19 protein-coding genes and 1 pseudogene are annotated in these 25,213 nt (G+C 46.4%); 5 read left to right on the plus strand and 15 right to left on the minus strand.

Annotation, left to right across the window (positions count from 1 at the left end; genetic code table 11):
- Nucleotides 1–6: 6 nt before the first annotated feature.
- The 9 genes from C8U37_RS02585 to C8U37_RS02625 form a co-directional block, all read right to left on the minus strand.
- The gene (locus C8U37_RS02585; protein WP_108031708.1) at nt 7–1,182 is read right to left on the minus strand and encodes a Gfo/Idh/MocA family protein; all 1,176 of its coding nucleotides are present in this window, start codon (nt 1,180–1,182) and stop codon (nt 7–9) included.
- Between the two features lie 5 nt (nt 1,183–1,187).
- Entirely contained in the window at nt 1,188–2,051 is an 864-nt protein-coding gene (locus C8U37_RS02590; RefSeq protein WP_108031709.1) for an AraC family transcriptional regulator, read from the minus strand.
- Nucleotides 2,052–2,370: 319 nt separating this feature from the next.
- Nucleotides 2,371–4,113, minus strand: a complete 1,743-nt coding sequence (locus C8U37_RS02595) for a glycoside hydrolase family 3 protein (protein WP_108031710.1) — start codon at nt 4,111–4,113, stop codon at nt 2,371–2,373.
- Between the two features lie 51 nt (nt 4,114–4,164).
- Nucleotides 4,165–5,013 carry an HAD family hydrolase gene (locus tag C8U37_RS02600; RefSeq protein ID WP_108031711.1) on the minus strand — a complete coding sequence of 283 codons (849 nt, stop codon included), beginning with the start codon at nt 5,011–5,013 and terminating at the stop codon, nt 4,165–4,167.
- Nucleotides 5,014–5,112: 99 nt separating this feature from the next.
- Nucleotides 5,113–5,958, minus strand: coding sequence for an SDR family oxidoreductase (locus tag C8U37_RS02605; RefSeq protein ID WP_108031712.1), 846 nt, complete (start codon nt 5,956–5,958; stop codon nt 5,113–5,115).
- A gap of 24 nt (nt 5,959–5,982) precedes the next feature.
- Nucleotides 5,983–7,032 (minus strand): mannonate dehydratase, encoded by a 1,050-nt coding sequence (gene uxuA, locus C8U37_RS02610; protein ID WP_108031713.1) that lies wholly within the window; start codon nt 7,030–7,032, stop codon nt 5,983–5,985.
- A gap of 33 nt (nt 7,033–7,065) precedes the next feature.
- Nucleotides 7,066–8,481: a glucuronate isomerase gene (gene uxaC / locus C8U37_RS02615; protein WP_108031714.1), complete on the minus strand. Its 1,416-nt coding sequence runs from the start codon at nt 8,479–8,481 to the stop codon at nt 7,066–7,068.
- Nucleotides 8,482–8,524: 43 nt separating this feature from the next.
- Nucleotides 8,525–9,172: a bifunctional 2-keto-4-hydroxyglutarate aldolase/2-keto-3-deoxy-6-phosphogluconate aldolase gene (locus C8U37_RS02620; RefSeq protein ID WP_086626862.1), complete on the minus strand. Its 648-nt coding sequence runs from the start codon at nt 9,170–9,172 to the stop codon at nt 8,525–8,527.
- Nucleotides 9,173–9,429: 257 nt separating this feature from the next.
- Complete coding sequence (locus tag C8U37_RS02625) at nt 9,430–10,209, minus strand: IclR family transcriptional regulator (RefSeq protein ID WP_108031715.1); 780 nt, start codon at nt 10,207–10,209, stop codon at nt 9,430–9,432.
- A gap of 527 nt (nt 10,210–10,736) precedes the next feature.
- On the opposite strand from C8U37_RS02625, the gene C8U37_RS02630 reads away from it, so the two are divergent.
- Nucleotides 10,737–12,155, plus strand: coding sequence for an MFS transporter (locus tag C8U37_RS02630; protein ID WP_108031716.1), 1,419 nt, complete (start codon nt 10,737–10,739; stop codon nt 12,153–12,155).
- Between the two features lie 60 nt (nt 12,156–12,215).
- Here C8U37_RS02630 and ilvD read toward each other — a convergent pair whose 3' ends face one another.
- Both ilvD and C8U37_RS02640 read right to left on the minus strand, forming a co-directional pair.
- Nucleotides 12,216–13,913: a dihydroxy-acid dehydratase gene (gene ilvD, locus C8U37_RS02635; protein WP_108031717.1), complete on the minus strand. Its 1,698-nt coding sequence runs from the start codon at nt 13,911–13,913 to the stop codon at nt 12,216–12,218.
- A gap of 318 nt (nt 13,914–14,231) precedes the next feature.
- Nucleotides 14,232–14,876 carry a hypothetical protein gene (locus C8U37_RS02640; protein WP_108031718.1) on the minus strand — a complete coding sequence of 215 codons (645 nt, stop codon included), beginning with the start codon at nt 14,874–14,876 and terminating at the stop codon, nt 14,232–14,234.
- 283 nt (nt 14,877–15,159) lie between these two features.
- Between C8U37_RS02640 and C8U37_RS02645 the strand changes: the two genes are divergently transcribed.
- Nucleotides 15,160–16,329: a pyridoxal phosphate-dependent aminotransferase gene (locus C8U37_RS02645; protein ID WP_108031719.1), complete on the plus strand. Its 1,170-nt coding sequence runs from the start codon at nt 15,160–15,162 to the stop codon at nt 16,327–16,329.
- Between the two features lie 222 nt (nt 16,330–16,551).
- Here the strand turns inward: C8U37_RS02645 and C8U37_RS02655 are convergent, their stop codons facing one another.
- Nucleotides 16,552–17,100: a CDP-alcohol phosphatidyltransferase family protein gene (locus C8U37_RS02655; protein ID WP_108031721.1), complete on the minus strand. Its 549-nt coding sequence runs from the start codon at nt 17,098–17,100 to the stop codon at nt 16,552–16,554.
- 144 nt (nt 17,101–17,244) lie between these two features.
- Nucleotides 17,245–17,994, minus strand: a complete 750-nt coding sequence (locus C8U37_RS02660; protein WP_108031722.1) for a gamma-glutamyl-gamma-aminobutyrate hydrolase family protein — start codon at nt 17,992–17,994, stop codon at nt 17,245–17,247.
- A 599-nt stretch (nt 17,995–18,593) separates the two neighbouring features.
- Between C8U37_RS02660 and C8U37_RS02665 the strand changes: the two genes are divergently transcribed.
- Nucleotides 18,594–19,850, plus strand: coding sequence for a Zn-dependent hydrolase (locus C8U37_RS02665; RefSeq protein ID WP_108031723.1), 1,257 nt, complete (start codon nt 18,594–18,596; stop codon nt 19,848–19,850).
- Between the two features lie 88 nt (nt 19,851–19,938).
- Nucleotides 19,939–21,330: an argininosuccinate lyase gene (argH, locus tag C8U37_RS02670; RefSeq protein ID WP_108031724.1), complete on the plus strand. Its 1,392-nt coding sequence runs from the start codon at nt 19,939–19,941 to the stop codon at nt 21,328–21,330.
- A 202-nt stretch (nt 21,331–21,532) separates the two neighbouring features.
- Here argH and pyk read toward each other — a convergent pair.
- Both pyk and C8U37_RS02680 read right to left on the minus strand, forming a co-directional pair.
- Nucleotides 21,533–22,954, minus strand: a pseudogene (pyk, locus tag C8U37_RS02675) (pyruvate kinase); the annotation flags it as partial.
- A 148-nt stretch (nt 22,955–23,102) separates the two neighbouring features.
- The gene (locus C8U37_RS02680) at nt 23,103–24,032 is read right to left on the minus strand and encodes an EamA family transporter (RefSeq protein ID WP_170100168.1); all 930 of its coding nucleotides are present in this window, start codon (nt 24,030–24,032) and stop codon (nt 23,103–23,105) included.
- Between the two features lie 143 nt (nt 24,033–24,175).
- On the opposite strand from C8U37_RS02680, the gene C8U37_RS02685 reads away from it, so the two are divergent.
- Nucleotides 24,176–25,177, plus strand: a complete 1,002-nt coding sequence (locus C8U37_RS02685; RefSeq protein WP_108031726.1) for a nucleoid-associated protein — start codon at nt 24,176–24,178, stop codon at nt 25,175–25,177.
- Nucleotides 25,178–25,213: the final 36 nt, after the last annotated feature.

Below are 25,213 nucleotides of genomic sequence, written 5' to 3' on the forward strand. Positions count from 1 at the left end.
ACTTTCTTATTTTTTTGTTTCGAATTTCCCTTCTTCAGCGATGCGTTTGTTCAATTCTGCCAGATACATGTCGCCATCCACGTTGTAATCCACTTCTTTATCCAACCACGAAGACAAATGCATAGCGTTCGCTAAAGTAACGCCGTTGATGCCTTCTCTGCCGTTAGCCAATAAAGGTTCGCCGTTTACGACGTGGTCGGCAAAATTGTTCAACACAGAGATGTGCTGCAGACCTTGAGGTGTCTCAAACTCTTCTTCGGTTACAGTAACGTAATCGGCCATGTTGATTTGTCCCATGAAGAGTCTCATGACATCCTGCATATCCATGTTTTCGGATAGTTCAGCTTCTGGAGCAGTCAATTGTTTCACGATCAATTTTTTCGAATCTTCGACGATGATTTTGCCTTTCGTACCGAAGATTTCGAAGCGGTCCGTTCCGACGATATCGTTTGTGCAGGTGATGAATGAGCCCGTAGCACCGTTACCGAAATCCAATAACGCATTCACTTCATTTTCCACTACGATGTTCCGTCCGGCACCATATTGCAGTTTTGCGTATACTTTTTCAGGTTTTCCACAGATCCATTGCAGCAAGTCCAATTGGTGAGGCGCTTGGTTGACTAAGACGCCACCGCCTTCGCCGCCCCAAGTTGCACGCCATGCGCTTTGGTTGTAATAGCCTTGCGGTCTCCACCAAGTTGTGATGATCCAAGTAGCGCGTTGCAGATCGCCGATCGCTTTTTCGTCCATCAGTTGTTTCACTCTGCGATAAAGTGGATTCGTGCGTTGGTTGAAGAAGATTGCGAAAGTAGTTTCCGGATTTTCGTCAGCTGCAGCAATCAAACGTTCGACATCTTTCGTATAAACACCTGCTGGCTTTTCGCCCAATAAGTGGATACCGCGGTTAAGTGCATCGATACCGATCACACAGTGGTCATAGTGGGGAACCGTTGTGACGATTGCGTTGACTACGCCCGATTCCAAAAGATCCATGTAGTTGTCAAAGAATGGCAATCCTGGGAAATCTTCGGCAACTTTGGCTTTTTTGATGGGATCATTGTCGCAGATCGCAACCAATTCGATGTTGTCATTCAAACGCTCATCGTTATTTTTGAAGAAACTTGCATACATGCCGCCTTCTGCACCATAACCAATAATTCCTAATTTCACTTTTTCTGTCATTCTCATCATTCTCCTTTTTCTATGCTGATTCTCTTGTTCTTTCTGTAATTACTGGGTGTACTGCCAATATTCTGTTTGAAATACCTGCTGAAATGGGCATCGCTTTCAAAACCGCATTCGCCGGAAATCATTTTGATGGATTTGGTTGGCTCCATCAATAAAGCCGTACAGGCTTGTGACAGCCGGTAGCCCATCGCATAAGCCATGATCGTGTTTCCTGTTATTTCTTTAAAAGCGTGGGACAAATAGGACTTGCTCAAATTAAGGGCGCTTGCAATATCATCGATGTTGAACGAGTTGCGGTAGTGTTTGAATATGTAATCCGATACTTTCTCCGCTATCTGCGTCTTCTCATCGATGTAGGCCTGGCCTTTTTCAACGATTTTGTCCGTTGAGGAATCTATCAACAGAAGCAACTGGACTAATGAGAGTTTACGTTTTGCTTCATTTGCATAGGACTGGTCCAGCAGCTGGAGCTGATTCATCTCCTGGATAGCATTTTCCAACAGAAGCTCGTCCTGCTTTCGGAAAGTCCGAATGAGACCATTGCGGTTTTCAGTAAAGAATCGCAACAGATAGTCAATGTTCAGGTCGTTTAGTAAAGGGGCAATCCAGTCGGCATCGAAATGGACGATGCTGCGTTCATAGGCCTCCTTATCTCCGATGACATAGGCACGGTGAACCGTCATCCCATCCATCATCAGCAAGTCTCCGGGCTGAAGGTAATAGATTTTATTACCTACCAAAAAGCGGCAATTTCCGCCGTGGAACAAGAAAATTTCATATTGTGGATGTGTATGGAAATCCAATGCATACTTCTGTCCCTTTTCATGGTATATGGTCAACAGCTTTTCTACGATACGCGTCACCTCACTCTCTTTGACACTTCAAATTATAAAATAACAGCGTTTACAATTCAATGTCCTAAAATGCTTACATTTTTTGAATTATTGACTGAAAGTGCTTATTGTTGTTCAAAAAAACAAAGTCGAGAAGACTTCTTCTCGACTTTACTTGATGCAGCAGGGTTTTGGTTGATTTGTGAACAAAATGGCACATTACTCGTCTACTGATAGAACGGTTCTGAATCCTAGAGTTCGCCTAAACTGACAACCACACACGGACAAAAAGCGTCCGCTTTGTGTTTGTCCTCTTAGTGCTCGGTTTCTACCCGGGATTCATCGTATCCTATAATTTTGCTTGCCATTTGTCGGTCCAAACCAGGTCGTTGTGGCCGCCTTTGAACTCGGATTTGCCTTCCAGTTTGTCGATGACTTGCTTGATCGTTTCTGCATTGTTGTGGTAAGCGTTGACGAATGTTTTCACCATAGTCGCATCATGCAAGTGGGTTGTGAAGTTCAATGAAACGAATGCATGCGGAACTTCCCAGACGAACCAAGGAACTTCGTTTGCCATCGCAGTGCTCCATTGGATACGGTAGTTGTTTTGAGCGCCGTAACCGACGATATCAGAAACTTCCAAAGCAAAGTCTACTTCATCACGGTATTTCAGAGTAGCGCCTTTGATGCGGGATCCGCGTTCATTGACAGTCACTTCATAACCGCGTTTTGTCAATTCATCCACGAACAGTTGTTGTGCTTTCGAGCCGTTATCAGCGATGCCACCTTTTTCGCCTTCCAACATGTAAAGTCGGATGCGTTTGTGATCAACTGGATTGATCGGCAAGTTGTTTTGGGTATCTTTGATCAAAGAGATGCCTTTGTCAGCCGCTTCCGCCCTCCATTGCAGGTGTTCTTCGCAGCCGATGACTTCCAGGCCTTCGCGGGTGCGCAACAAGGTGCCGTTTGCTTGTTTTTCTGGCAAGTGCAATTTAGCTTTCAAGCCCAAGATACGGCGCAAAGCATCAGTCAAACGCTCTTCCGTGATGACGCCGTTTTGGTAGCCTTTCAACATGAAGCCGAAATCCTCTTCGATGCTGTTGAAGAACAGGAACATATCGCAACCAGCAGCGATTGCTTTTGGAACATAGTCTTCGCGGCGCATAGCGGATGCCATGCCCAGCATGTGTGTTGCATCCGTGATGACCAAGCCGTTGAAGCCTAATTCACCCTTCAATTCATCTTGAATCAGTTCTTCAGCCAACGTTGCCGGCATGATGTCTTTGTCTTCCAAAGCAGGGTTCAATTCTTTTTGCAAAGCAGGGACTGCAATATGTCCTGCCATGATCATTTCAACACCGCGGTCGATATGATTTTGGTACACTTTACCGAATGAAGCACGCCATTCTTCGGGACTTAATTCATTCACTCCCAAAACCAAGTGTTGGTCGCGTTCTTCCGTTCCGTCGCCAGGGAAGTGCTTGATGCATTGGATCACGCCGTCTTCCATATTTTCGCCGTTTTCAGCAGTCAAGCCATCCAAATATGCATTTGTATATTTGATGACTGTTTCTGCATCGGTACCGTAAGCACGCGTGTTTACGATGGTGTTTCTCCAGTTGTAGAGGATGTCCACACATGGGTCAAAGTTTACGTTTACGCCTAATGCTTTTTCTTCACGAGCAGATACCAGTCCGGCATGGTAAGAAACTTGAGGGTCGCCTGCAGCTTCACACTGTGCACCGGAAGCGATGTATGTACCCTCGCCGCATGCGCCGTTTCCGCCGGAGTCGCAGTTAGCTGCAACAAGTAAAGGGATTTTTGACATTGATTGTAGGTCATTCAATAGATCTTGGATATCTTCTTTTGACTTTCCTTGATAACGTGCGCCACCGATGTGGAATTTTTCGATGATTTCTTTGTTGGTGAAGTCGTTCCCTGAGAAGGCATCGTTGCCGAAGAAGAAAAGGTTCGTGAACAATTGTCCGACTTTTTCCTCATCCGTCATACCGGCGATCGTATCGTTTACCCATCCGACCTGTTTGTCGTTCAGATTATACGGTTTTGCTTTTAAATCAACTAATTTTGGCATTTTTTTCCTCCTGATAACGTAATGTTTCTATTTTGAAATCATGAAATGGTATTAATCGAATTGAGCCAATAAGGCATGGAATTCCCCAAGCACTTTTTCTTGGTAAGCTCCCGCATATTCTTTGTTCAGGAATTTCTCGATTGCTTCATTGCTTAAGCGCTCCCATGAGAATTCTTCTTTTCCGAAAAGGATCGGGTAGTAGAATACGCCGTTTACCGTTGCAGCTTGTTCATCGCCAGGTGCGTCGCCGACCATCAAAATTTCGTTCGCTGCATAACCTTTTGTCAACAAATCAGCAATTGCGTCGGCTTTGCTGCCGACTTCCTGTCCATAGACTACGTCAACTTGCGGCATCAGATTGTGTCTGTTCCATTCGCTGTTCAAAGCTTCGCTGTTGGCTGAGCTCACGATAGCGACATCCGTCAGGCCATGGATTTTTGTCAGCCCTTCGAGAACGCCTGGGAAAGGCTTGTCTTCGCCCGCCAATTCGGTTTCGATGCCTTCGTTGACTTTCTTGCTCCAAACCAAAGCTTTTTCCAGATCTTCGGAAGATGCTTTCGCGATTTCCGCTTCAAGGGAAGCATTCGATAAGGATGGCGCATTGTTCGCCCAATCGGTCAGTGCTGAAATATCGCCGATGTCTTCGCCTTTTTCCTGCGCTTCGATCAACGTCAAAACCAATGCTTTGAAACGGTTGATTCCGCGTGTGCTGGAGAACAGGTTGATGCGGTCCCAGTCGGCCAAAAATGTTTCGCGGTCTTTGATGCCATACTCGTCAGCTGCCAAAGGCCCGAAGAAACGTTCATGTTTCACGTTCATCGTATCCATAGCGCAACCATCGGAATCGACACATACTAGGAATTTTTTTTGTTTCGTGAATTGTGCTGGGTGTGTAGACATATATTTTTTCTCTCCTAACTTGTTCTCAAAAAAATAAGGCAGATAGCATTGAACTGCATGAAACACTTCGTTCTATCTGCCCTATTCTATTTCTTTAACTTATACGCCTGAATACGCGTTGAAGCCGCCATCGATTGGCAATACGACGCCGTTCACAAAACTTGCAGCTTTGTCGTCAGCCAAGAACAGCAAGCCGCCGATCAATTCATGCGGTTCGCCGAAACGGCCCATTGGAGTGCTTCCAAGGATTTTGCCTGTACGAGGCGTTGGTGTGCCATCTTCATTGAACAACAATGCTTGGTTTTGTTTTGAAACCAAGAATCCTGGTGCGATCGCATTGACACGCAGACCCACGTGCGCAAAGTGAACAGCTAACCATTCAGTCAAGTTGGAGATGGCAGCTTTCGCGCCTGAATAAGCAACGATTTTAGTTAATGGAGTGAATCCGTTCATGCTTGAGATGTTGATGATGTTAGCGCCTGGGCGGCCAATCATGTCTTTAGCAAAAACTTGTGTAGGCAATACTGTACCCAAGAAGTTCAAGTTGAAGACGAATTCTATGCCGCTTTGTTCCAAGTCGAAGAACGTTTTTGTTCCTTCAGGCAAATCAGTTTCATGGTACTCGTTGTCAGTCGTTGCGCGCGGGTTGTTTCCGCCTGCTCCGTTGACCAAGATATCCACTTCGCCTAATTCAGCTACGACAGCTTCTTTAGCTGCTTGCAGACTTGGCAATTCCAATACGTTGGCTTTGAATGCTTTAGCGATGCCGCCAGCAGCAACGATCTCGTCAGCGTATGCTTGTGCATTGTCTAAGTTTAAGTCCAAAAGAGCTACTTTTGCGCCTGCTCTGGCGAACTCTTTTGCGAAGAAAGAGCATAATACTCCGCCTGCACCTGTAACTACTACTACTTTATCGGTAAAATCATGAACGAATGGGCTTGTCATGGTGATGTTCCTTCTTTCTTATTGTTATTGTTGAGCTTTCAAGTTTTTCTTCACTGCTTCTTCCAAACCATTCAGGTAAGTTGCACCTAACGCACGGTCATACAAACCATAACCTGGTTTACCAGTTTCTCCCCAAATCATACGGCCATGGTCTGGACGGATTGCACCTTCAAAGCCGTTTTCCACACATGCTTTAACAACTTCATACATGTCAATGGATCCCATTTCTGACAAGTGAGCAGATTCTTCGAATGAACGTCCGCCAACTAATTTCACGTTACGTGCATGCACGAAGTTTACACGTTTTTTAGCCAGCATGTCTTTCAAGATTGCTACTGCATCATTTTTAGGATCTGAAGCGAAGGACCCTACGCATAATGTAACGCCGTTATATTCGCTGTCGTACAATTTGATGAAACGGTTCAGTGCTTCGCCGCCTGTGATGATGCGAGGCAAGCCGAAGATGCTGTATGGAGGATCATCAGGGTGGATAGCCATCTTCACGCCGGCTTCCTCAGCTGTAGGCATGATTGCTTTGATGAAGTATTCTAGATTTTCCCACAATTTTTCTTCATCTACTTCTTTGTACTCATCCATCAGGGCGTTCATTCCTTCAGGAGTATAGCTTTCATCCCAACCTGGAAGTGAAAGGGTACGTGGATCCATTTTGTTGACTTCTTCTTCGTCGAAGATCAACGCGTTGGAGCCATCTGGCAATTCGTATGCCAAGTTGGAACGAGTCCAGTCAAAGATAGGCATGAAGTTGTAGCAAACTACAGGAATGCCTGCTTTGCCCAAGTTGCGCAAAGTTTCTTTGTAAGCAGCGATATATTTGTCGCGGTCTGGGCGACCGATTTTGATTGACTCGTGTACAGGAACGGATTCGATAACAGAGATGCGCAGACCTTTTGCTTCTACGTCAGCCTTCAATTTTTCGATACGTTCCATTGGCCAAGGTTCGCCAACTGGGATATCATAAACTGCTGTTACGATTCCTTTCATGCCAGGTATTTGGCGGATATTATCGAGTGTAACTGGATCTTCATGTCCGTACCATCTGAATGACATTTCCATTGCAATGCACTTCCTCTTCTTTTTTTTATTTTTTTATTTTTTAAAATCAAAGTATTCTACAGCGTTGTTGTAGCTGATGTTCGTGATCAGCTTTTTCAATAATTTGGCATCATTCGGGATTTCTCCACGTTCCACAAGATCACCGATGAAATCACACAGGATACGGCGGAAATACTCATGACGCGTATAGGAGATAAAGCTTCTTGAATCTGTCAGCATGCCGACAAAATTCATCAATAAGCCTGCCTCGGATAAGGATTTCAATTGTTTCAGCATGCCGTACTTGGTATCGTTGAACCACCAACCGGAACCCATTTGGACTTTGCTCTTGATGCCTTTGTCGTTCACTTGGAAGTTGGTGATTGCCGTTCCCACTAAGTCGAAATAAGTAGGATCAAGATTATAGGCGATGAATTTAGGCAGTTCATTCGTCAGATCCATAGCACCGAGGAGATTGTTCAAAGCATAGGACACGTTCGGTTGATCCTGGATGGAATCGAAACCGGCGTCCGCTCCTAAGGCAGCAAACATGCGCTTATTGTTGTTGCGGATGGCGCCGAAGTGCAATTGCATTACGAAGTCTTTGGCAGCATAGATTTTGCCCAGTTCCACCAACAAGCGTGTTTGGTATTTTGCGTAATCTGATTCAGAAATGCTGTCACCAGCGAGCGCTTTGGCGTAGATGGCTTCAATCTCTTCATCCGTGGCTTCAGCATAGTAGATTTGGGATAAGCCGTGGTCAGAAACGTTCGAACCATGATCCGCAAAATATTGGATCCGCTCTTCCATTCCTTCCAACAATTCAGCGAATGTAGCCATTTCTTTGCCGGTCGCCTCTTGCATTTTTCCGATGAACCCAGCAAACTTGGTTGCGTCTTGGATAGCGAAAGCTTCATCCGGACGGAAACCAGGAACGACTGCCACATCAAATGTCTTGTCTTCAGCGATTGCTTTGTGCCATTCCAACGTATCCGTTGGGTTATCTGTCGTGCAAATGAAGGTGACGTTGGAATTTTTGATCAACGTGCGCGCTGTCAGCTTTTCTTCTTTCAACACGCGGTTGCATTCCGCATAGATTTCCTTCCAGTTGGCACTGGTAAGTGTTTCTTCTATATGGAAATACTTTTTCAATTCCAAGGCTGTCCAGTGGAACAATGGATTCCCTACTGCATTTTCAGCAGTGTAGGCCCATGCTTCAAATTTTTCTTCAGCAGAAGCATTCCCGGTGATTTTTTCTTCCGGAATCCCCATCGCACGCATCGCGCGCCATTTGTAATGATCGCCGCCCAACCATAGTTCCGTGATGTTTTCGAATTCATAATCTTCAGCAATCTGTTGTGGCACCAAATGGCAGTGGTAATCGAAGATGGGCATGTTTTCCGCATATTCGTGGTAAAGTTTTTTAGCCGTTTCGGACTGTAGCATAAAGTCGTCATGAATAAATGACATGTGAAGAAATCCCCTTCCGAGCTTTATTTTGAAATACGATTGATTATTGTGCTTTGATTTCTGCCAAGCGATCGGCAAATTCTTTAGCGGCAGCCGCTACACTGGCATAGCCGCCTTCTTTAAGGTTCCGTGTCAAGGCACTGCCGACACCGACTGACCAAGCTCCATTTGCGATCCATTTGTCCATGTTCTCAATGCTTACGCCACCTGATGGCATCACGTCAACCCAAGGAATAGGACCATGAACGTCTTTGATGAATCCAGGACCCAATAAACCACCCGGGAAAAGCTTGACTACTTCACAGCCTGTTTCCAAAGCCATTTGAATTTCTGTAACAGAACCGCATCCAGGCAAGTATGGAACAGTGTATAGGTTGCACATTCTTGAAATCTTTTCATTAAAGGAAGGGCTTACGATAAATTTCGCTCCGTTCATAATCGAAATTCTCGCAGCGACTTCATCCAATACCGTACCTGCACCTACGACCATATCCGTGCCTGCGAATTCATCAGACAGTTTACGCATAACATTTTCAGCACCCGGTGTCGAAAATGTCACCTCGATGTTCTTGATGCCTCCTTGATAAGCTGCTTTGGAAATCTCATAACCTGCCTCTTCGGAAGCTCCGCGCACTACTGCAAACAGGTAATTCTCTTGTAATTGAGCCAGGGTATCTCTCTTGACGCTCATTTGTCATCCTCCATTCATCGTTTCACATTGTGGAACTCAGTATCATAACTTGAATTCATTATAGAATTTACCATCTTTTATGTCAACGAAATTCCATCAGAAATATATAAATGATTGGCCAATTGTGAAAAAAATGTGGCGTACCCCTGAATGGCCCCAGAAAAAATGAAAGGATATACAAAAGAAACTCCCCACAAACGCATGTATCATGCGGTTCGTGGGGAGTTCCTGCTGTATCGGCTTCAGATTGGAAAGGATCAAAAATGACCGAGGAAGTGTGAAATCTTTGTGGCATACTCCAAAATTTTTCCTGTATAGAAGTCTTTATCAACCATTTCGGACAACGGCAAGGAGATGCTGATCGCACCGGCCGCAACTTCCCTTGCGCTCGAAAACGCTGCAGCGATGCAAACGATGCCTTCTTCAAACTCCTCATCGTCGAGGGCGTATCCATTCCTTCTGATTTCATCCAGCTCGTTGACGAGTTCTTCATAAGTGGTGATTGTGCGTCCGGTCTTCTGTTCCGGAACGATACTGTCCCAATATTCACGGACGGCAGCATTTTGACGGGTGCTCAGGAGCGCTTTCCCGACCGCAGTGCAATAAAGTGGCGCTTTCGTACCGATCTTTGATTGCATCCGCACGCCGCGGGACTCACCATACTTATCGATGTACAGCACTTCATCGTTGTCTTCCACAACCAGATGCACGGTCTGTTTCGTATCATCCGACAACTGACGGATCATGCTTTTGGCCACATTCAAGAAGTCGATGTTGTGGACACGCTTATTCCCAAGATGGAACATCTTCAAAGAAATACGATATTGCTTGTTGTCAGGATTGCGGTCGATGTACCCGTTTTCCATCAAAGAATTCACTAGACGATGGGTCGTCGCTTTGTGCAGATGGACCTTTTCGCTCAGTTCCATCAAGCTGAGGCTAGGGTAGTCCGCCAAGGTTTCCAGGATCGATAGGGCCCGATCTATCGATTGCACTTTTGTGCTTGTGCTTGTGTTTGATTCTTCTTTTTGTACCATTTTATGATCATCCTTTTCTTAATATAGTTCAAAACTTAAAAAGTCTTTGTATACCATTCCATTTTCCATACTTATCAAATCAAATATCAGTGTTTTGATTCATTGAACGGGAAACCGTTTCACATTATGATATTATAACAAATAATATAAATGATGATAAGCCCCCTGAGTGGAATATCCATAAATATTTCATTTCCCTCAAATTTTAGGTTATTCGGGACTGACAGCATTTGTGACTTCTTGTGGAAGTAAATGAAGTTGATTAGAAGTTGGAACGTCATTTTTTCGAAACATTCTTCTCAGGGGGGTTGCCCAAAACGCGTAAGGTTGCTGTAGGATTATGTCAAAAATTTGACAAAACTGTCTGCAAGGCTAAATATTTACGCTCATCCTCTTTGACTTGTATACGTTTTCTTTTATACTCATATCAGATAGAGAAAAACCATTTCATATTATGATACGCATTTTCTGTTATTATTTATCGGTTTTCAAATCAAAATCATTTTTTTAAGGAAGGAAGTTTAAAAATGGCTCAAAATCAGGTAACCGGCGCTACAAAGCGTCCATTCGGATTCCGCGACCTACTTGGGTATTTCATGGGCGACTTCGGCTGCAATATGAGTTTCACGCTAATCTCCAGCTACATGTTCATTTTCTACACACAATACATTGGGATTTCCTTGACCCACTATTCCATCATCATACTGATCACAAAAATCTTTGATGGCATCAACGATCCCATCATCGGTGCAATCGTCGATCGGATGGGTGCAAATAAAAAAGGTGAGAAATTCAAGCAGTGGATTCTGCACGGTTCTCCATTCCTGGCATTAGCGGCAACCGTCATGTTCATTGATGCGGCTAACTGGTCCTATCCTGCTAAACTTGCTCTGTGTATCGGTGGGTACATCTTATGGGATGTCACCTATACAGTCGTGAATGTTCCTTACGGCGCCCTAAGCTCCGTTATGACTTCCAAACCTTCACAACGTGCTGCTTTATCCAACGCACGTTCTTGGGGATACATCATCGCTGGTGTTCCTCTAGGCATCCTGATTCCATTGTTTGCTTATGAACAAGTCACAAAAAACGGACAAACAGCAAGTATTTTCCGCGGCGAAAGGCTGTTCCCGATTGCAGTCATTTTGGGTATCGTTTCCATCATTGCTTTTGCGCTTCTCTATCTGAATACGGAAGAACGCATCCAGCATGTTCAGACTGAGGGTGAGGAAGTAAAATTCAATTACTTCGAGACATTAAAAGCCTTCTTCCGCAACCGTGCAATTTTAGGTATCGCTCTTGCCTCCATCGCACAAATTCTGTTCATCTTGGGCGGAACCCAATTGCATCAATTGACTTACCAGATGTACTTCGGAGATGGAACCTTGAGTTCTTACTCCATCCTGACTCAAATTATTCCACTATTTGTTGGTACTGCCCTCGGTGGTACCTTGGTCGGAAAATTGGGTAAAAAGGAATTGTCGACTTGGCCATTGATCGGATCTATCGCAGTCTACGCTTTCCTTTACTTGGTCGAAATCAAAAATCCGATTCTTTGGATCGCGATGCAGATCATCGCAAATAGTTTTGCCTTCGGTTTGACGATCTACACTTGGGGTATGGTTGCTGACGCAATCGATTATCAAGAGTGGAAATCCGGTATCCGTAACGAAGGATCCGTATACGCTACCTATTCTATGTTGCGTAAAGTCGCACAAGGTTTCGGACAATCGTTCGTTCCTGCAGCCATCGCCATCATGATTCCGACACTGGACGTAAAAGATGCCGCCACTTGGACGGCGGAAAACTCCTTGGCCATCCGTGATATGGCTACCCTCTTCCCATTGATTGGTTACACCCTCGTCTTCCTCTGCTTCAAATTCATCTTCAACTTGGACAGAAAAACAGTTGCAGAGATGCAAGTCGCTCTGGGACGCGACGAATGAACTGAATTTCAAAACAACAAAAAAATCCGCGCCGGTAACTCCGGCGCGGATTTTTTTGTTCTATTCGTATTCTGCAAAGATTTCTTCTGGTGTCTTCAGAACGCCGCCGGTATTGGCTGAGGTAACCAACGCAGCGTAACGTGCCAACCAGCCTGTCTTCACTTTAGGCACAAAGCGTGTCTGTTTTTTCTTTCTTTCTTCCAGCACTTCATCAGGGACGCTTACGTTGATCGTACGGTGTTCCAGGTCGATGACGATCTCGTCGCCATCTTCAATCAAGGCGATTGGTCCGCCTGAAGCTGCTTCCGGAGAAATGTGTCCGATTGCGATACCGCGAGTGGCACCTGAGAAACGGCCATCCGTGATCAGCGCAACATCGCGGCCTAAGCCACGTCCCACGATGGAAGAAGTTGGAGCCAGCATTTCCGGCATCCCGGGTCCGCCTTTAGGGCCCTCATAACGGATGACGACAACATGACCTTTTTTGACGGTGCGATTATCGATCGCTTCCACTGCCTCATCGTGGCTGCTGAAGCAAATCGCTTTTCCGACGAATTTTTTGATGTCGGCATCCACGCCGCCTACTTTGATGACGCCGCCGAAAGGAGCGATATTCCCGTTCAGGATGGACAAGCCACCGACCGGAGAATAGGCATCTTCGTATTTGTGGATGACTGCTTCATTTTTGATTTCGTGGTCCGCAACATTTTCACGGATCGTCTTGCTTGTGACTGTGATGCGGTCCGGATGCAGGTTGCCATGTTTGATCAATTCATTCATGATCGCCGGCACACCGCCCGCTTCATGCACATCATGCATGGAGTAAACAGATGATGGGGCAATTTTGGAAAGGTACGGAGTCGTTTCCGCAATTTCGTTGATGCGGTTCATGTCATAGTCGATTCCGGCTTCTTTCGCCAAAGCCAACGTGTGCAGCACCGTATTCGTCGATCCTCCCATCGCCATATCCAAGGCGAAGGCATCATCGATCGCATCAGCAGTGATGATGTCGCGCGGCTTGATGTCTTTTTCGACCAAGTCCATCAGTTTGAAGGCCGCTTCGCGGATCAGTTGTCTTCTCTCGTCACTGACTGCCAAAGCAGTACCGTTGTATGGCAATGCCAATCCCAATACTTCCATCAAACAGTTCATCGAGTTGGCGGTGAACATACCCGCACAAGAACCGCAAGTCGGACATGCGTTTGCTTCCATGTCGAAAAACTCTTCTTCTGTCATGTTGCCTTCTTTGAAAGTTCCCACGGCTTCAAACATGGATGACAACGTCAGCGCCTGTCCGGTAGCGGAAAGGCCAGCCTTCATCGGGCCGCCTGAGCAGAAAATAGCCGGAACATTGGTGCGGACAGCCGCCAACAGCATACCCGGTGTAATTTTGTCGCAGTTCGGGATATAGAAAACACCGTCGAACCAGTGTGCGTTGATGACCGTTTCAGCGGCATCGGCAATGATTTCGCGCGATGGCAATGAATAGCGCATTCCGATGTGTCCCATTGCGATCCCGTCATCGACACCGATCGTGTTGAATTCAAAAGGAATCCCGCCGGCTTCACGGATCGCTTCTTTGGCGATATCGCCTAATTCTCTTAAATGCACGTGCCCAGGCACGATATCTGTATAGGAATTGCAGACAGCTATGAACGGCTTGTCCATATCCGCTTCTTCTTTGATTTGTCCAGTTGCTCTCAGCAAGGAACGATGTGGCGCTTTATCTATTCCTTTTTTGATTATATCACTACGCATTGCTGTCTCCCCTTTTCCCCTGCATATTAATAAAAAAGAAGCCCTCATGTGATATAGGGCTTCAGCTTGCGTCGAGCCCTGATTCACTAAGAATAGGACTCAACTAATTGAATAGTTTGAATCCTAGGGCATAATAATGACTAATAAAGTGTTTACAGCATGGCAAGTGGCTGTATTACGTGCGTTCATTCTTCTCATCATGCTGCAACTCCTTTCATTATCTTTTTTTAAATATTAAATCTAAATTAGAAATAAGTCAATGCTTTTATGGAATCTTCATTTTTTTTGCTGACATTTCCTTGTCAGACATAGACCGATCTAAGCGACGGGAAATGGCAAAAAGTTCTCAGGGAAGCAGTGATCAGCGCTATCCAAATCAAGCGACTCAATCACCATTTGAGCTTCATATGCCAAACCTTGCTCGACTGCCTCAATGGACAGTTCATTGAAATGACAAAGAATCCCCTCATACAAAGGTACAAACGGCAATGCCTCCAAAACATCTGCCGGCCTCATCAATGTCACAGGCTTCTCGGATTGCAGCACGTCACCCTCCACTAATACAGTCGAAACAAAATGTGAACAAAAAAAATAATTTTCCCTGACCCATTCCTTATTAAATAGAGCAGGCAATAGCCCCAGCAGATTATAATGGTACTTTTCTTTGTCCATTTCGAATGAAGAAACATAGCCTCTCATTACTGCCGCCTGTTCATCGGATACGGTCAGCTCATACACCGCACATTTTGCCTGACTATAGAAAGCAGATGTCACATCTTCCTGTATGAAGCCCCCTATAAAAGGGTTATTGGCTTTTTTTCGGCCGAAACTGAAGGTGTCCGCCAACGCTGCATCAAACGCCAAGGATACGTGATTATATTTTTGTCTTGTGAACAGTTTGATCGTCCGAGTCAATAGAGATCCCGTATCCGTCAATAATAGATAAATCTTCTGGTCTGACATCCTGATGCTCCTAAATTGTTATTACAAAATCTGACTTCCACACCTATTGTTCAGGTTAACGTAGATAGGCTATCCCGTTGCCACAAATGAAAAGTCGTTCTGTTTTTGTACCGATCCTTTCATTATACCAAAAATGACCTGGCTGAATGCAACTTTTCAGAAAATTATCTTTATCTTCCTTTTTTGTTCCGTTCTCCTTCACTTGTCCCCGCGGCCAACACTAGGATAGTCGAAGAATATCTGATAAAATAAAAGAAAAGTTGATTAGAAGGAGCAAACATACATGTACCATTGGTCTGAACTATCCAAAAACTATCCGGCATCCAGTATCCGAAAAATGGCGAAACTGGCCGCCCAATTCGAGGACACGCTGATGCTGACAATGGGCGAACCGAATTTCGAAACGCCTGAATACATCAAAAAAGCCGGGCAGGATGCCATCGCCGCCAATCATACGCACTACGGCGCGAATGTCGGCGAGCTCGCCTTTCAGCAAGCCGTAGCGAAAAAATACACGGACCAGACCGGCATCCCCTTCTACCCGAATGAAGCCATGGCGACTTTCGGCGGAACGGAAGGCATTCTGCACGTGATGATGGCGATCCTGAACCCGGGCGACGAGGTGGTCATCGCCGATCCGAGCTACCCGAATTATCTCGGCCAAATCATGCTTTTGGGGGCACAGGTTATTCCAGTTCCTGTCTACGAAGAAAATTCTTTCAAGATGCAAGCTTCCGACATCGAGCAGGTCCTGACCGACAAAACGCGTTTGATCATTCTGAATACCCCGAATAATCCTATGGGTTCGATCCTTGATCCGAGCGATATGGAAGCCATCGTGGCCCTGGCCGATCGCCATCAGATCACGATTCTGTCGGACGAGGTCTACGAAAGCCTTATATACGACGGCAAGAAGCATTTCAGTCTGTTCGAGATTCCGGGAGCGAAAGACAATCATTTCGTGGTGAACAGCTTATCAAAAACTTATGCGATGACGGGTTGGCGGATCGGCTATGTCGTCGGCAATCAGGAAGCCATCGATCGCATGGCCGAGTTCCGGGAAGGCGTAGGATTCTGTGTCCCGCCTTTCATCCAGAAAGCCGCTGTCGCTGCGATCACCGGACCGCAGGATGATGTCCGCTATTTCTTGGAACAATACGACCGTCGCCGCCACATCATCGTCGATGGTTTGAACCAGATTCCGGGTTTCCATTGTTTGAGTACGGAAGGCGCCTTTTATGCCTTTCCGAACATCAAGACATTCGGTAAAACCTCCTATGATTTTGCGATGGAAATCTTGACGGAAACCCACGTGGCACTCACGCCGGGCTCCGCTTTCGGGAAAATGGGTGAAGGCTACTTGAGGATTCCGTTCGCCGAATCGGAAGAGGTGCTGCAAGAAGCCATCGACCGCATCAAAGCGTATATCCTAAAGGCTTATCCGAATATCTAGGAAAGGGAGCTGTCTCGAAAAATGAGGCAGCCTCTTCTTTGCGATTTGGTGATGGAATTCCCCGCCAAAGTGGCTTTTGAAGGAGAAACTCGTATTGCTCTTGGACATTTTACCCCGCCAAATAGGTTTTGGCGGGCTATCTCTGAGCATAAATTCAATTCCCATACAAAGAGGCTGCATCAAAGCCAGAAAATCCTTTTCTGGTTCTGATACAGCCCCTGTTCACTGATTATCCATTTGGCCTGACTTGTTTCTTTTCCACGCTTGCCAGACATGATAAGCATACTGGGAGAAGGTGATGACCGCCAATCCCCCGACAAAAATCTGCAGATAGATCAAACCCGGCAGACGGAACAAGGAAAGAAGGATCGTGGCAAAAATCAGGACGGTCGTGGCCTTCCCGAATACATTCGCCGGCACGATGATTTTCGGCTCGACATTCAGTAAAGCCACGCCCAGGAATATCTGCAGGCCATCTTTTATCAATACGATCAGGAAAAACCAGTTTTCGATATAGCCGATATCCATCAATGTGTACAGAACTGAAATCTGCATCACTTTGTCCGCAAAAGGGTCAGCCACCTGCCCGAATTTCGTGATGGCATCATATTTTCTGGCGATATAGCCATCAATGATGTCGGTAAGGCTGGCGACCAGAAAAATGATCATCGCCCAACGGACCGGGTGCGCCGCATCCGAATAGAAGACCATCAAATAAAAAGGGATCAAAAAAAGGCGGATCAGCGTCAGGATGTTCGGTACACGTTTCATAAGTTAAGCCTCCCAGCTACCATTGGTATTCTTCTTACCTATATTTTAATCTATAGCGCGTTCTTTAGCTATTTTTAGTAGATTCGAACGCAAAAAAAGTTCAGAAACCCAACAACCGGATGGCAGCAGGTTTCTGAACGATTTTCAATAATGCATCACGTTGTCTTGGTAATGGATGCCTGTCCCCGCCAGGAAGACGATCTCATCAAAGAAATATTGCATTTTCTGGGAAGAGGCCAGCATAAATTCCGGATGCCACTGCACCGCGAAGATATTTTGGCTTCTTTCTTTTGCTTGGAAGGCTTCAATCAACCCGTCGGAGCTCCAAGCGATGGCCTCAAAAGGCTCCGCCAATTCCTTGACGCCTTGGTGATGGAAAGAGTTGACGAGATGCTTCTCACCCAAAAAGGAACGCAAGAAATTATTCGGGGCAATCGAAATAGAATGGGAAGCATACTGGATGTTCGTTTTCTGGTCATGTTGGACATCATACTCTTCCAGCTGGCTGATATCCTGATGCAGGCTGCCGCCAAAAGCGACATTGATCAGCTGCATTCCGCGGCATACCGCAAAAATCGGCTTGCATTGATTGTACGCTTCTCTGGCCAAAGCAATCTCGAAAGCGTCCCTCGCCGGATGCGTGACACCCAACCGGTGCGTCGGCTCCTCATCATAAAGAATCGGGGATACGTCCTGCCCGCCTGCTAAAATCAATCCGTCCACAGCGTTGATGTAATGCTCTGCATCCAATGGATCGCTGATGGGAATCACGAGCGGAATCCCTCCTGCTACTTGTACACCATCGATAAACCCTTGCGGTGTGTATGTTTTTTCCATCTGATTGCCGAGTTCAGCAGTCAGATGGTTGCCTCCAATTCCTATAATCGGTTTCATCCATTATTCCTCCCGTCACATTTTTTTCTAATGATGTGTGCGCACCATCTGCACGCACTTCCCTCAATTTCTCGTTAGCGTACAAAAAAAGCACATATGTATGACGACACACTCATGCGCATGGTAACCCTTATTGTTTTTTCAGAAGGCTACACATCAATCAGTGATCGTTCCCTTACAGTCGATCGGACGAACCTGCAGACACTTCCCAAAAAAGGCTGTTCAAATGAGCGCACGACGTACATGCTTAACTTTTCCGCAACACATATGCATGTCCATATAGCCGTCCATCATTCTCATTCCTCCGCCCCTATTATTGCTATTAGATGAATCTTTTCATTAAATTCACATTTAAAAATAAATTAATGCTATTGTAACGTGCTGTCAGCCCTCTGTCAATGACGAGTTGTGGCGTTTTTCATTGCAGCATCTCATTTTAATTCTCCATTTTTCATGAATATCCTTGATTTCCCTTGCTTTTTGGATGCTTTTGCTCTAGGATTCAATATAGAAAATAAAATTAAAAAAGAATGAGAATACTTGCACCTGCATATTTTTTTAGGAAAGAGCATCATTAAGAAAGGGTGTGTCGAATAGCTATGTTTAAAGCAAATAAACAACGCATCCAGACCCACATCGAGTCGCTTGCGCGCTTTACTGCAACTCCCGGTCACGGAACGACCAGACTCTCATACAGCAAAGAAGATGAATCAGCCCGTCATTACATCAAGCAAGAAATGAGAAACCTCAGCCTTGTTGTTCGGGAAGATGCGGTTGGAAATATTTATGGGCGACTAGAAGGTTTGTTGAAAAATGTGCCTGCCGTAATAATCGGCTCTCATTTTGACAGTGTCCCGAATGGTGGTTCCTTCGATGGTCCCGCCGGAGTCGTTACTGGTCTTGAGGTGGCGGCTTTGTTTCAGGAGTACGGTCTGAAGCCCCGTTATCCGCTCGAAGTCATTGCCATGATCGAGGAAGAAGGCTCTCGTTTCGGAGGCGGTGTTTTGGGTTCCCGCATGATAGCAGGCCAAATTACCCCTACTGATCTGCATGAAATGAAGGACAGTACCGGTCAATCGGCAGCGGACGCGATGGCAAAAATGGGATTCAACGCTGCTGACATCGGTTCGGCGCTGCGTACCGCAAGTGATGTGAAAGCCTTCCTGGAATTGCATATCGAACAGGGTCCATTATTGGAAGAAGCGGCACAGGATGTGGGCATTGTCCAATCGATCGTCGGCATGACCGAAATTCGCATCACCGTCAGAGGGAAATCCGGGCATGCGGGAACGACTCCGATGAAAGGCCGCGCCGATGCCTTAGTGGCGGCGGTATCGATTCTGAAGGAACTTCCTGGGCTGGTTTTAGGTGAATCAGACATGCCGGTTTTGACTGTCGGAAAACTGAACGTCCTTCCGAACGGCGCCAATGTCATCCCGAATCAGGTTGATTTCACAGTAGACATCCGTTCCGCCAATAACGGTACCATCCGGCGCATCCTCGGTAAAATCAAGCAGCTAGCGGCAGATGCAATAATGCCGGGCATCTCTTTCAGCACAGAGGAATTGCTTTATGCGGAGCCTGTCGGGATGTCGACCACTATCCAGTCACTGCTGATCGGAAATTGCGAAAAACTAGGGTTGCGCCATCGAAAAATGGTAAGCGGCGCCGGGCATGACGCCATGATATTCGCAAGCTTCACTGACACAGGCCTGATCTTCGTCCCCAGCAAAGACGGCATCAGCCATACTCCGGAAGAATGGACAGATTATGCGCAATTGCAAAAAGGGATTGAACTCGCGTTCGAAACAATTGTACAATTGACAGAAGCAAAAGAAAAAAGCAGCAATCAATAATGAAGCGTATTAAAATACTATCGAAAAGAGCCAGGGATTGCGGTGTGGTCATCCACATCAAGACAAACACCCTGCCGAGGAGGAAATTATGGCAATTTGGTCAAATAATTATCACGGTTCCATGAATGAAAAGGCATTTGAATTCAATTCATCCATCGATGCGGATGCCCGTCTGGTCTATGCAGATATCGCCGGAAGTATCGCTCACGCAAAAATGTTGGGCAAAACCGAAATCATTCCTCGCGAAGAATCGGATGCTCTCGTCAATGAACTGGGCAAAATGAATGATGAACTGCAGGATGGCGATCTGACCATCGATTTCTCGGAAGAAGATATCCACAGCTTCCTGGAAGCGGAATTGACGCGACGTCTTGGCGCTATCGGCAAAAAGGTCCACACAGGAAGAAGCCGCAACGACCAAGTAGCGACTGCTTTGAAGTTGTATTCTGTTTCTGCGTTGGAGCATCTGTCCAGTCTTACTGCCAACGTTGCCCTCGCATTGAGTGAAAAAGCCGAACAGCATCTGGAAACGATCATGCCAGGTTATACCCATCTGCAACGTGCACAACCCATCACTTTTGCCCATCACCTGATGGCTTACACGGAGATGTTCCTGAGGGACAAATCCCGTCTGGATGATGCCCAAGAACGGGTACTGCATTATTTACCGCTAGGCAGTGCCGCACTTGCGACTACCACCTTGCCGTTGGACCGCGCCTTCACTGCTGAAGCACTCGGCTTCAAGGATTTTTCCCGGAACAGTCTCGATGGCGTATCCGATCGCGACCATTCCATGGAAATGTTGGCGGATATGTCAATCATCATGGTCCACATTTCCCGTCTGGCTGAAGAAGTCATCCTTTGGTCCTCACAGGAATTCGGATTTGTTAAAATCCGGGATACATTCTCTTCCGGATCCAGCATCATGCCACAGAAGAAAAATCCGGACATCGCGGAATTGCTGCGCGGCAAATCCGGCCGTGTCTTCGGTGATTTGATTGGCGTATTGACTTTGATGAAAGGCTTGCCACTTGCCTACAACAAAGATATGCAAGAAGAAAAAGAATTGCTGTTCGAAGCAATCGACACAGTCACATTCTGTCTGGAGATTCTGCCTGCAATGCTGAACGATATGGACGTGATTGAAGCAGCCATGCTGAAGGCTTCGCAAAAAGGCTATCTGAATGCGACTGACTGTGCCGACTTCCTGGTCGAAAAAGGCATCCCCTTCCGTGACGCTTACCAGATCACCGGAAATATCCTGAAAGAATGCGAGGAACAGAACCTGACGCTGGAAAACTTCCCGTTGGATATGTACAAAAAACACTCGGACGCTTTTGATGAAACCATCTACAAAAAGGTTGACCTGAAGGAATGCGTCATCCGCAGAAACGTAGCCGGCGGACCGGCACCGGAACGAGTGAAAGAGCACATCGAAGCAGTCAAAACAAAATTAGAAGACTACCAGATCATTTCCTGATCACACAAGTAACCTAAAATGCGGGGCCACCAGTTTTGGTGGCCCCGCATTTGTTTGCATTCTAATGATGATCCGTTCCGCTGGCCGGAGGAGAGCTCTGGTTAGCTGGCCTCTTGCCGGGCACAATTGTATAAGAATAGGCCGTCTCGCAATGAGGCGGCCTATTCTTATGCAATTGTGCGATGCATTAAGTTCAATCGGGTATCCGTTCAATCTTCATTAGATTAGTTGTGCCGCTTTCTTTTATCGGCGTCCCAGCAGTGATGACGATAGCTTCTCCAGGTTGCGCAAATCCCTTTTCTTTCGCCAATGCAGTTACCTTACTCAGCATATCATCCACATTTTCCGGTTCTTCGGTGACGAAAGCCTGAACTCCCCACACAAGCGTCAGCCCTCTCTGAATCCTTTCGCTGTAGGTCGCCGCCAAAATATTCGCTTTCGGCCGGTATTTGGAGATCATGCGGGCCGTATGTCCGGAACTAGTTGCCGCTACGATGGTTTTGATGCCCAGATTCATGACCGTGCGCGCTGCAGCTTGGCTGATGGCTTCGGTAACGGATGCCTTATCGAACAAGGCCAGTGTGGATAGATTCCCGCCATTTGCCTCAAGAGCTTCTTCCGTCCGTTCCGCAATCCGTGCCATCATCGCGACGGTTTCGACTGGGTATTGGCCGACAGCCGACTCGCCGGAAAGCATGACTGCATCTGTTCCGTCAAATATAGCATTCGCGACGTCGCTCGCTTCTGCCCTTGTCGGCCGCGGGTTCCATTGCATAGAGTCCAACATCTGTGTAGCAGTGATGACTTGTTTTCCGACCAGATTGCATTTCCGGATCAGATCTTTTTGGACAATAGGCACATCGGCACCGTTTATTTCCACGCCCAAATCGCCGCGCGCCACCATCAAGCCGCTGCACACTTTGAGTATTTCTTCGGCGTTCTGTACACCTTCCTGATTTTCGATTTTGGCGATGATCTGCGTATCCGTCGCACCCATTTCTTCAAGTATCTCAATAATTTCCAGGATATCACTGGCCCTGCGGACAAAGCTGGCGGCAATGAAGTCCACGCCTTGCTGCACACCGAAGCGGATATCCGCAGCATCTTTTTCCGTCAGACCGGGCATACTGAATTTAGCTTCCGGCACATTGATGCCTTTTGAATTCTTCAGAATGCCGTCCACTTGGACTATGGCTATGATTTCTTTGGCTTCATAATTGATATCCGTAACCTCCAGAACCAATAATCCGTCATCGATCAAAATATGCATGCCGATCGTCACATCATTGATCAGTTCAGGATAGGTGACAGAAAATTTTTCTTTTGTTCCCAGCACGGGTTCCATGCTGATGATTACCGACTCCCCGGAAACCAAGGTAACGGCATCATCCGTCATTTTGTTTGTCCGGATTTTCTGTCCTTGGATATCCATCATGATGCCTATATTTTTGTTCGCCAATCGTGCAGCTTCCCTGACATTATTCAGACTGACCATATGCGTATCATGTGCGCCGTGCGAAAAATTCAGCCGCGCCACATTCATGCCGCTGTTCATCATCCTTACCAACACATCGACTGAATCGCTTGCTGGTCCGATTGTGCAGACTATCTTCGTCTTTTTCACCATAATTCGCCCCTCATTTCTGAATTGACCATCCTCATAAACTGACATTTACCTGTCTTCATTATAGAACAAATGCTCTGGTTTAGAAATTATGACGCTGTCAAAAGACAAAAACGTGATGCTTTTCGGCACCACGTTCTTGAAAAATTCAGATATTCAGTTCGGTTTGGATGACCTCGCTTGATTTCAACGGTTTTGATTTCAGCGTCAACAAGAACACGGTCGACAGGATCAAGGCGATGCCGATCAGATCTGTCCAGTCGAGAGTGGTCCCGAGCCAAAAGACGGAAAGGAACGTTGCCGATAGCGGTTCGGCCGATGATAGCAGGCTTCCGACCGTAGCACCGATGCGATGCACGCCTTCCAGATAGAGACTGAAGGAAATGACCGTCCCCAACAGGATGATGACCAGCAAAGAAGCAAATGCAGCGAGATCCCAAGTGCCTATGATCCTCCAAGGCTGGTACACGATCGAAAGCAGAACGCCTCCGATCAGCATGCCCCACCCCAACGATAGCAGCGTCCCATAGGTTTTGATCAATCGGGCAGGCTGGAGGTTGTAGATGACGACGGACACAGCCGACAAGAGTCCGTACATCAATGCTTCTTGCGATATGGCCAGACTATCGAATCTACCATGTGTGGCCAGCAGGAAAATACCGGCGACGGCAAAAACGATGGCTACCATTTCAGCCGTCCGCGGTAATTTTCTATTCTTGACGGAAAGGTAAATCATGATCAGGACCGGGGCCAAAAATTGCAGGACTGTAGCCGTTCCGGCATTTGAATGGCTGATGGTCGCAAAATACGTGTATTGGCAAAAGGATAGTCCCAAAGCCGCGAACAGGAACAAATCCCTGCGGTCATGCTTCTCTTTCCAGACCCGAAAAATAGCATCCTTTTCTTTTTTGTAACACAGCACCAACAAAATCAAGCCAGCCATCAGCATCCTGACGGCGACCAGCCAGCCGGAGGTCAAACCGCGCTGCTGCAGCAGAAACTGCCCGCTGGTCCCCGAAATCCCCCACAGCAGAGCCCCTACAACGGTAAACAGCACGCCGGATTTATATTGAGACATTCCGTCCCTCCATTCCTTTTCATTTTCAAATAACATCATTATATGCGATGCTTAGGCAAATAGGAAGCTGATATTTTTGCTTTGTTTGAAAGGCGATTTTATGGGATACTGATAGGCGTGAACAAAAACGGAGGTTGAAGAAATTGATACGCATTAAACAAGCTATTTTACACATTTTGGACATCAACACGAATGAACCGATTTTTTCCTATGCCGGACTGGATACGTCAGAGCGCATGATGATTGAATATATCGAAGCGATGGTCGCAAAGGTCGAAGATTCCGACAGCATGAAGGACGGGATTTTGGAAGAGGGCAATCAGATGACTGCCCTGTTCAAGAATTGCCAAAGCGACTTTGTCGAAGGCACGAAAGCCTTGTCGGAAAAATTCTTCAATGTGACCAAATTGAATCCCGAAATCCCGCCCGCAGATCTGCTGATTGCGCATTTTGAATTGGATGAAGTGCCATGCCTTGGGGTGTTCAAGCTGAACTACTCAGACAGCTATACGCACTTTGTTTCGTATGAAGGGGACGTTCTGACCAACCAGATCATCTTGAATCGTGCCATTCTGCCTTCGCAAAGACAAGCAATCCAGGAAGGCCTTGTTGTGAATCTGGAGCAGATGGTATACCATGTCATCGAGAAAAAGCACATGATTGCCGAACTTGGGGAAAAAGTAAACTACTTCACGGAAATGTTCCTCGAAGACACGCCGAAACCGAGCCTGAAGGAGAACATCTCCATCATCAAAAAGGCTGTCCAAAAAACAAGCAAAGCCTTCAACGACGAAGAATTCCAGGTATTGGCCGAAACGAAGGAAGCCATCGTCACGAGTATGCAGGAAGACAACCTCATCGACAATGAAAAGATCGCTGAAGCCTTGTTCGGCGATAACTTCGCCAAGAAGCAGAAATATTTCGAACAGGTCGAGGAATTGGGCTATGTCGATCGCGCCCCTGCGGAAGCGGCAATCGCCGGACCGAAATATTCCAAGCAAAAATTCAGGCTCGATAACGGCATCGAAATCAGCATTCCGCTGGAGCTTTACAAAGACCCGGACGTTGTGGAATTCATCAACAATCCCGACGGCACAACATCCGTCATCATCAAAAACATCGAGAAGATCAAAAACCTGTTTTAAAAACGAAAGAACCGATGGCGCTCAATGCGAGGCCAT

This window comes from Trichococcus patagoniensis (genome assembly GCF_003051085.1).
GTDB classification, from domain to species: Bacteria; Bacillota; Bacilli; order Lactobacillales; family Aerococcaceae; genus Trichococcus; species Trichococcus patagoniensis.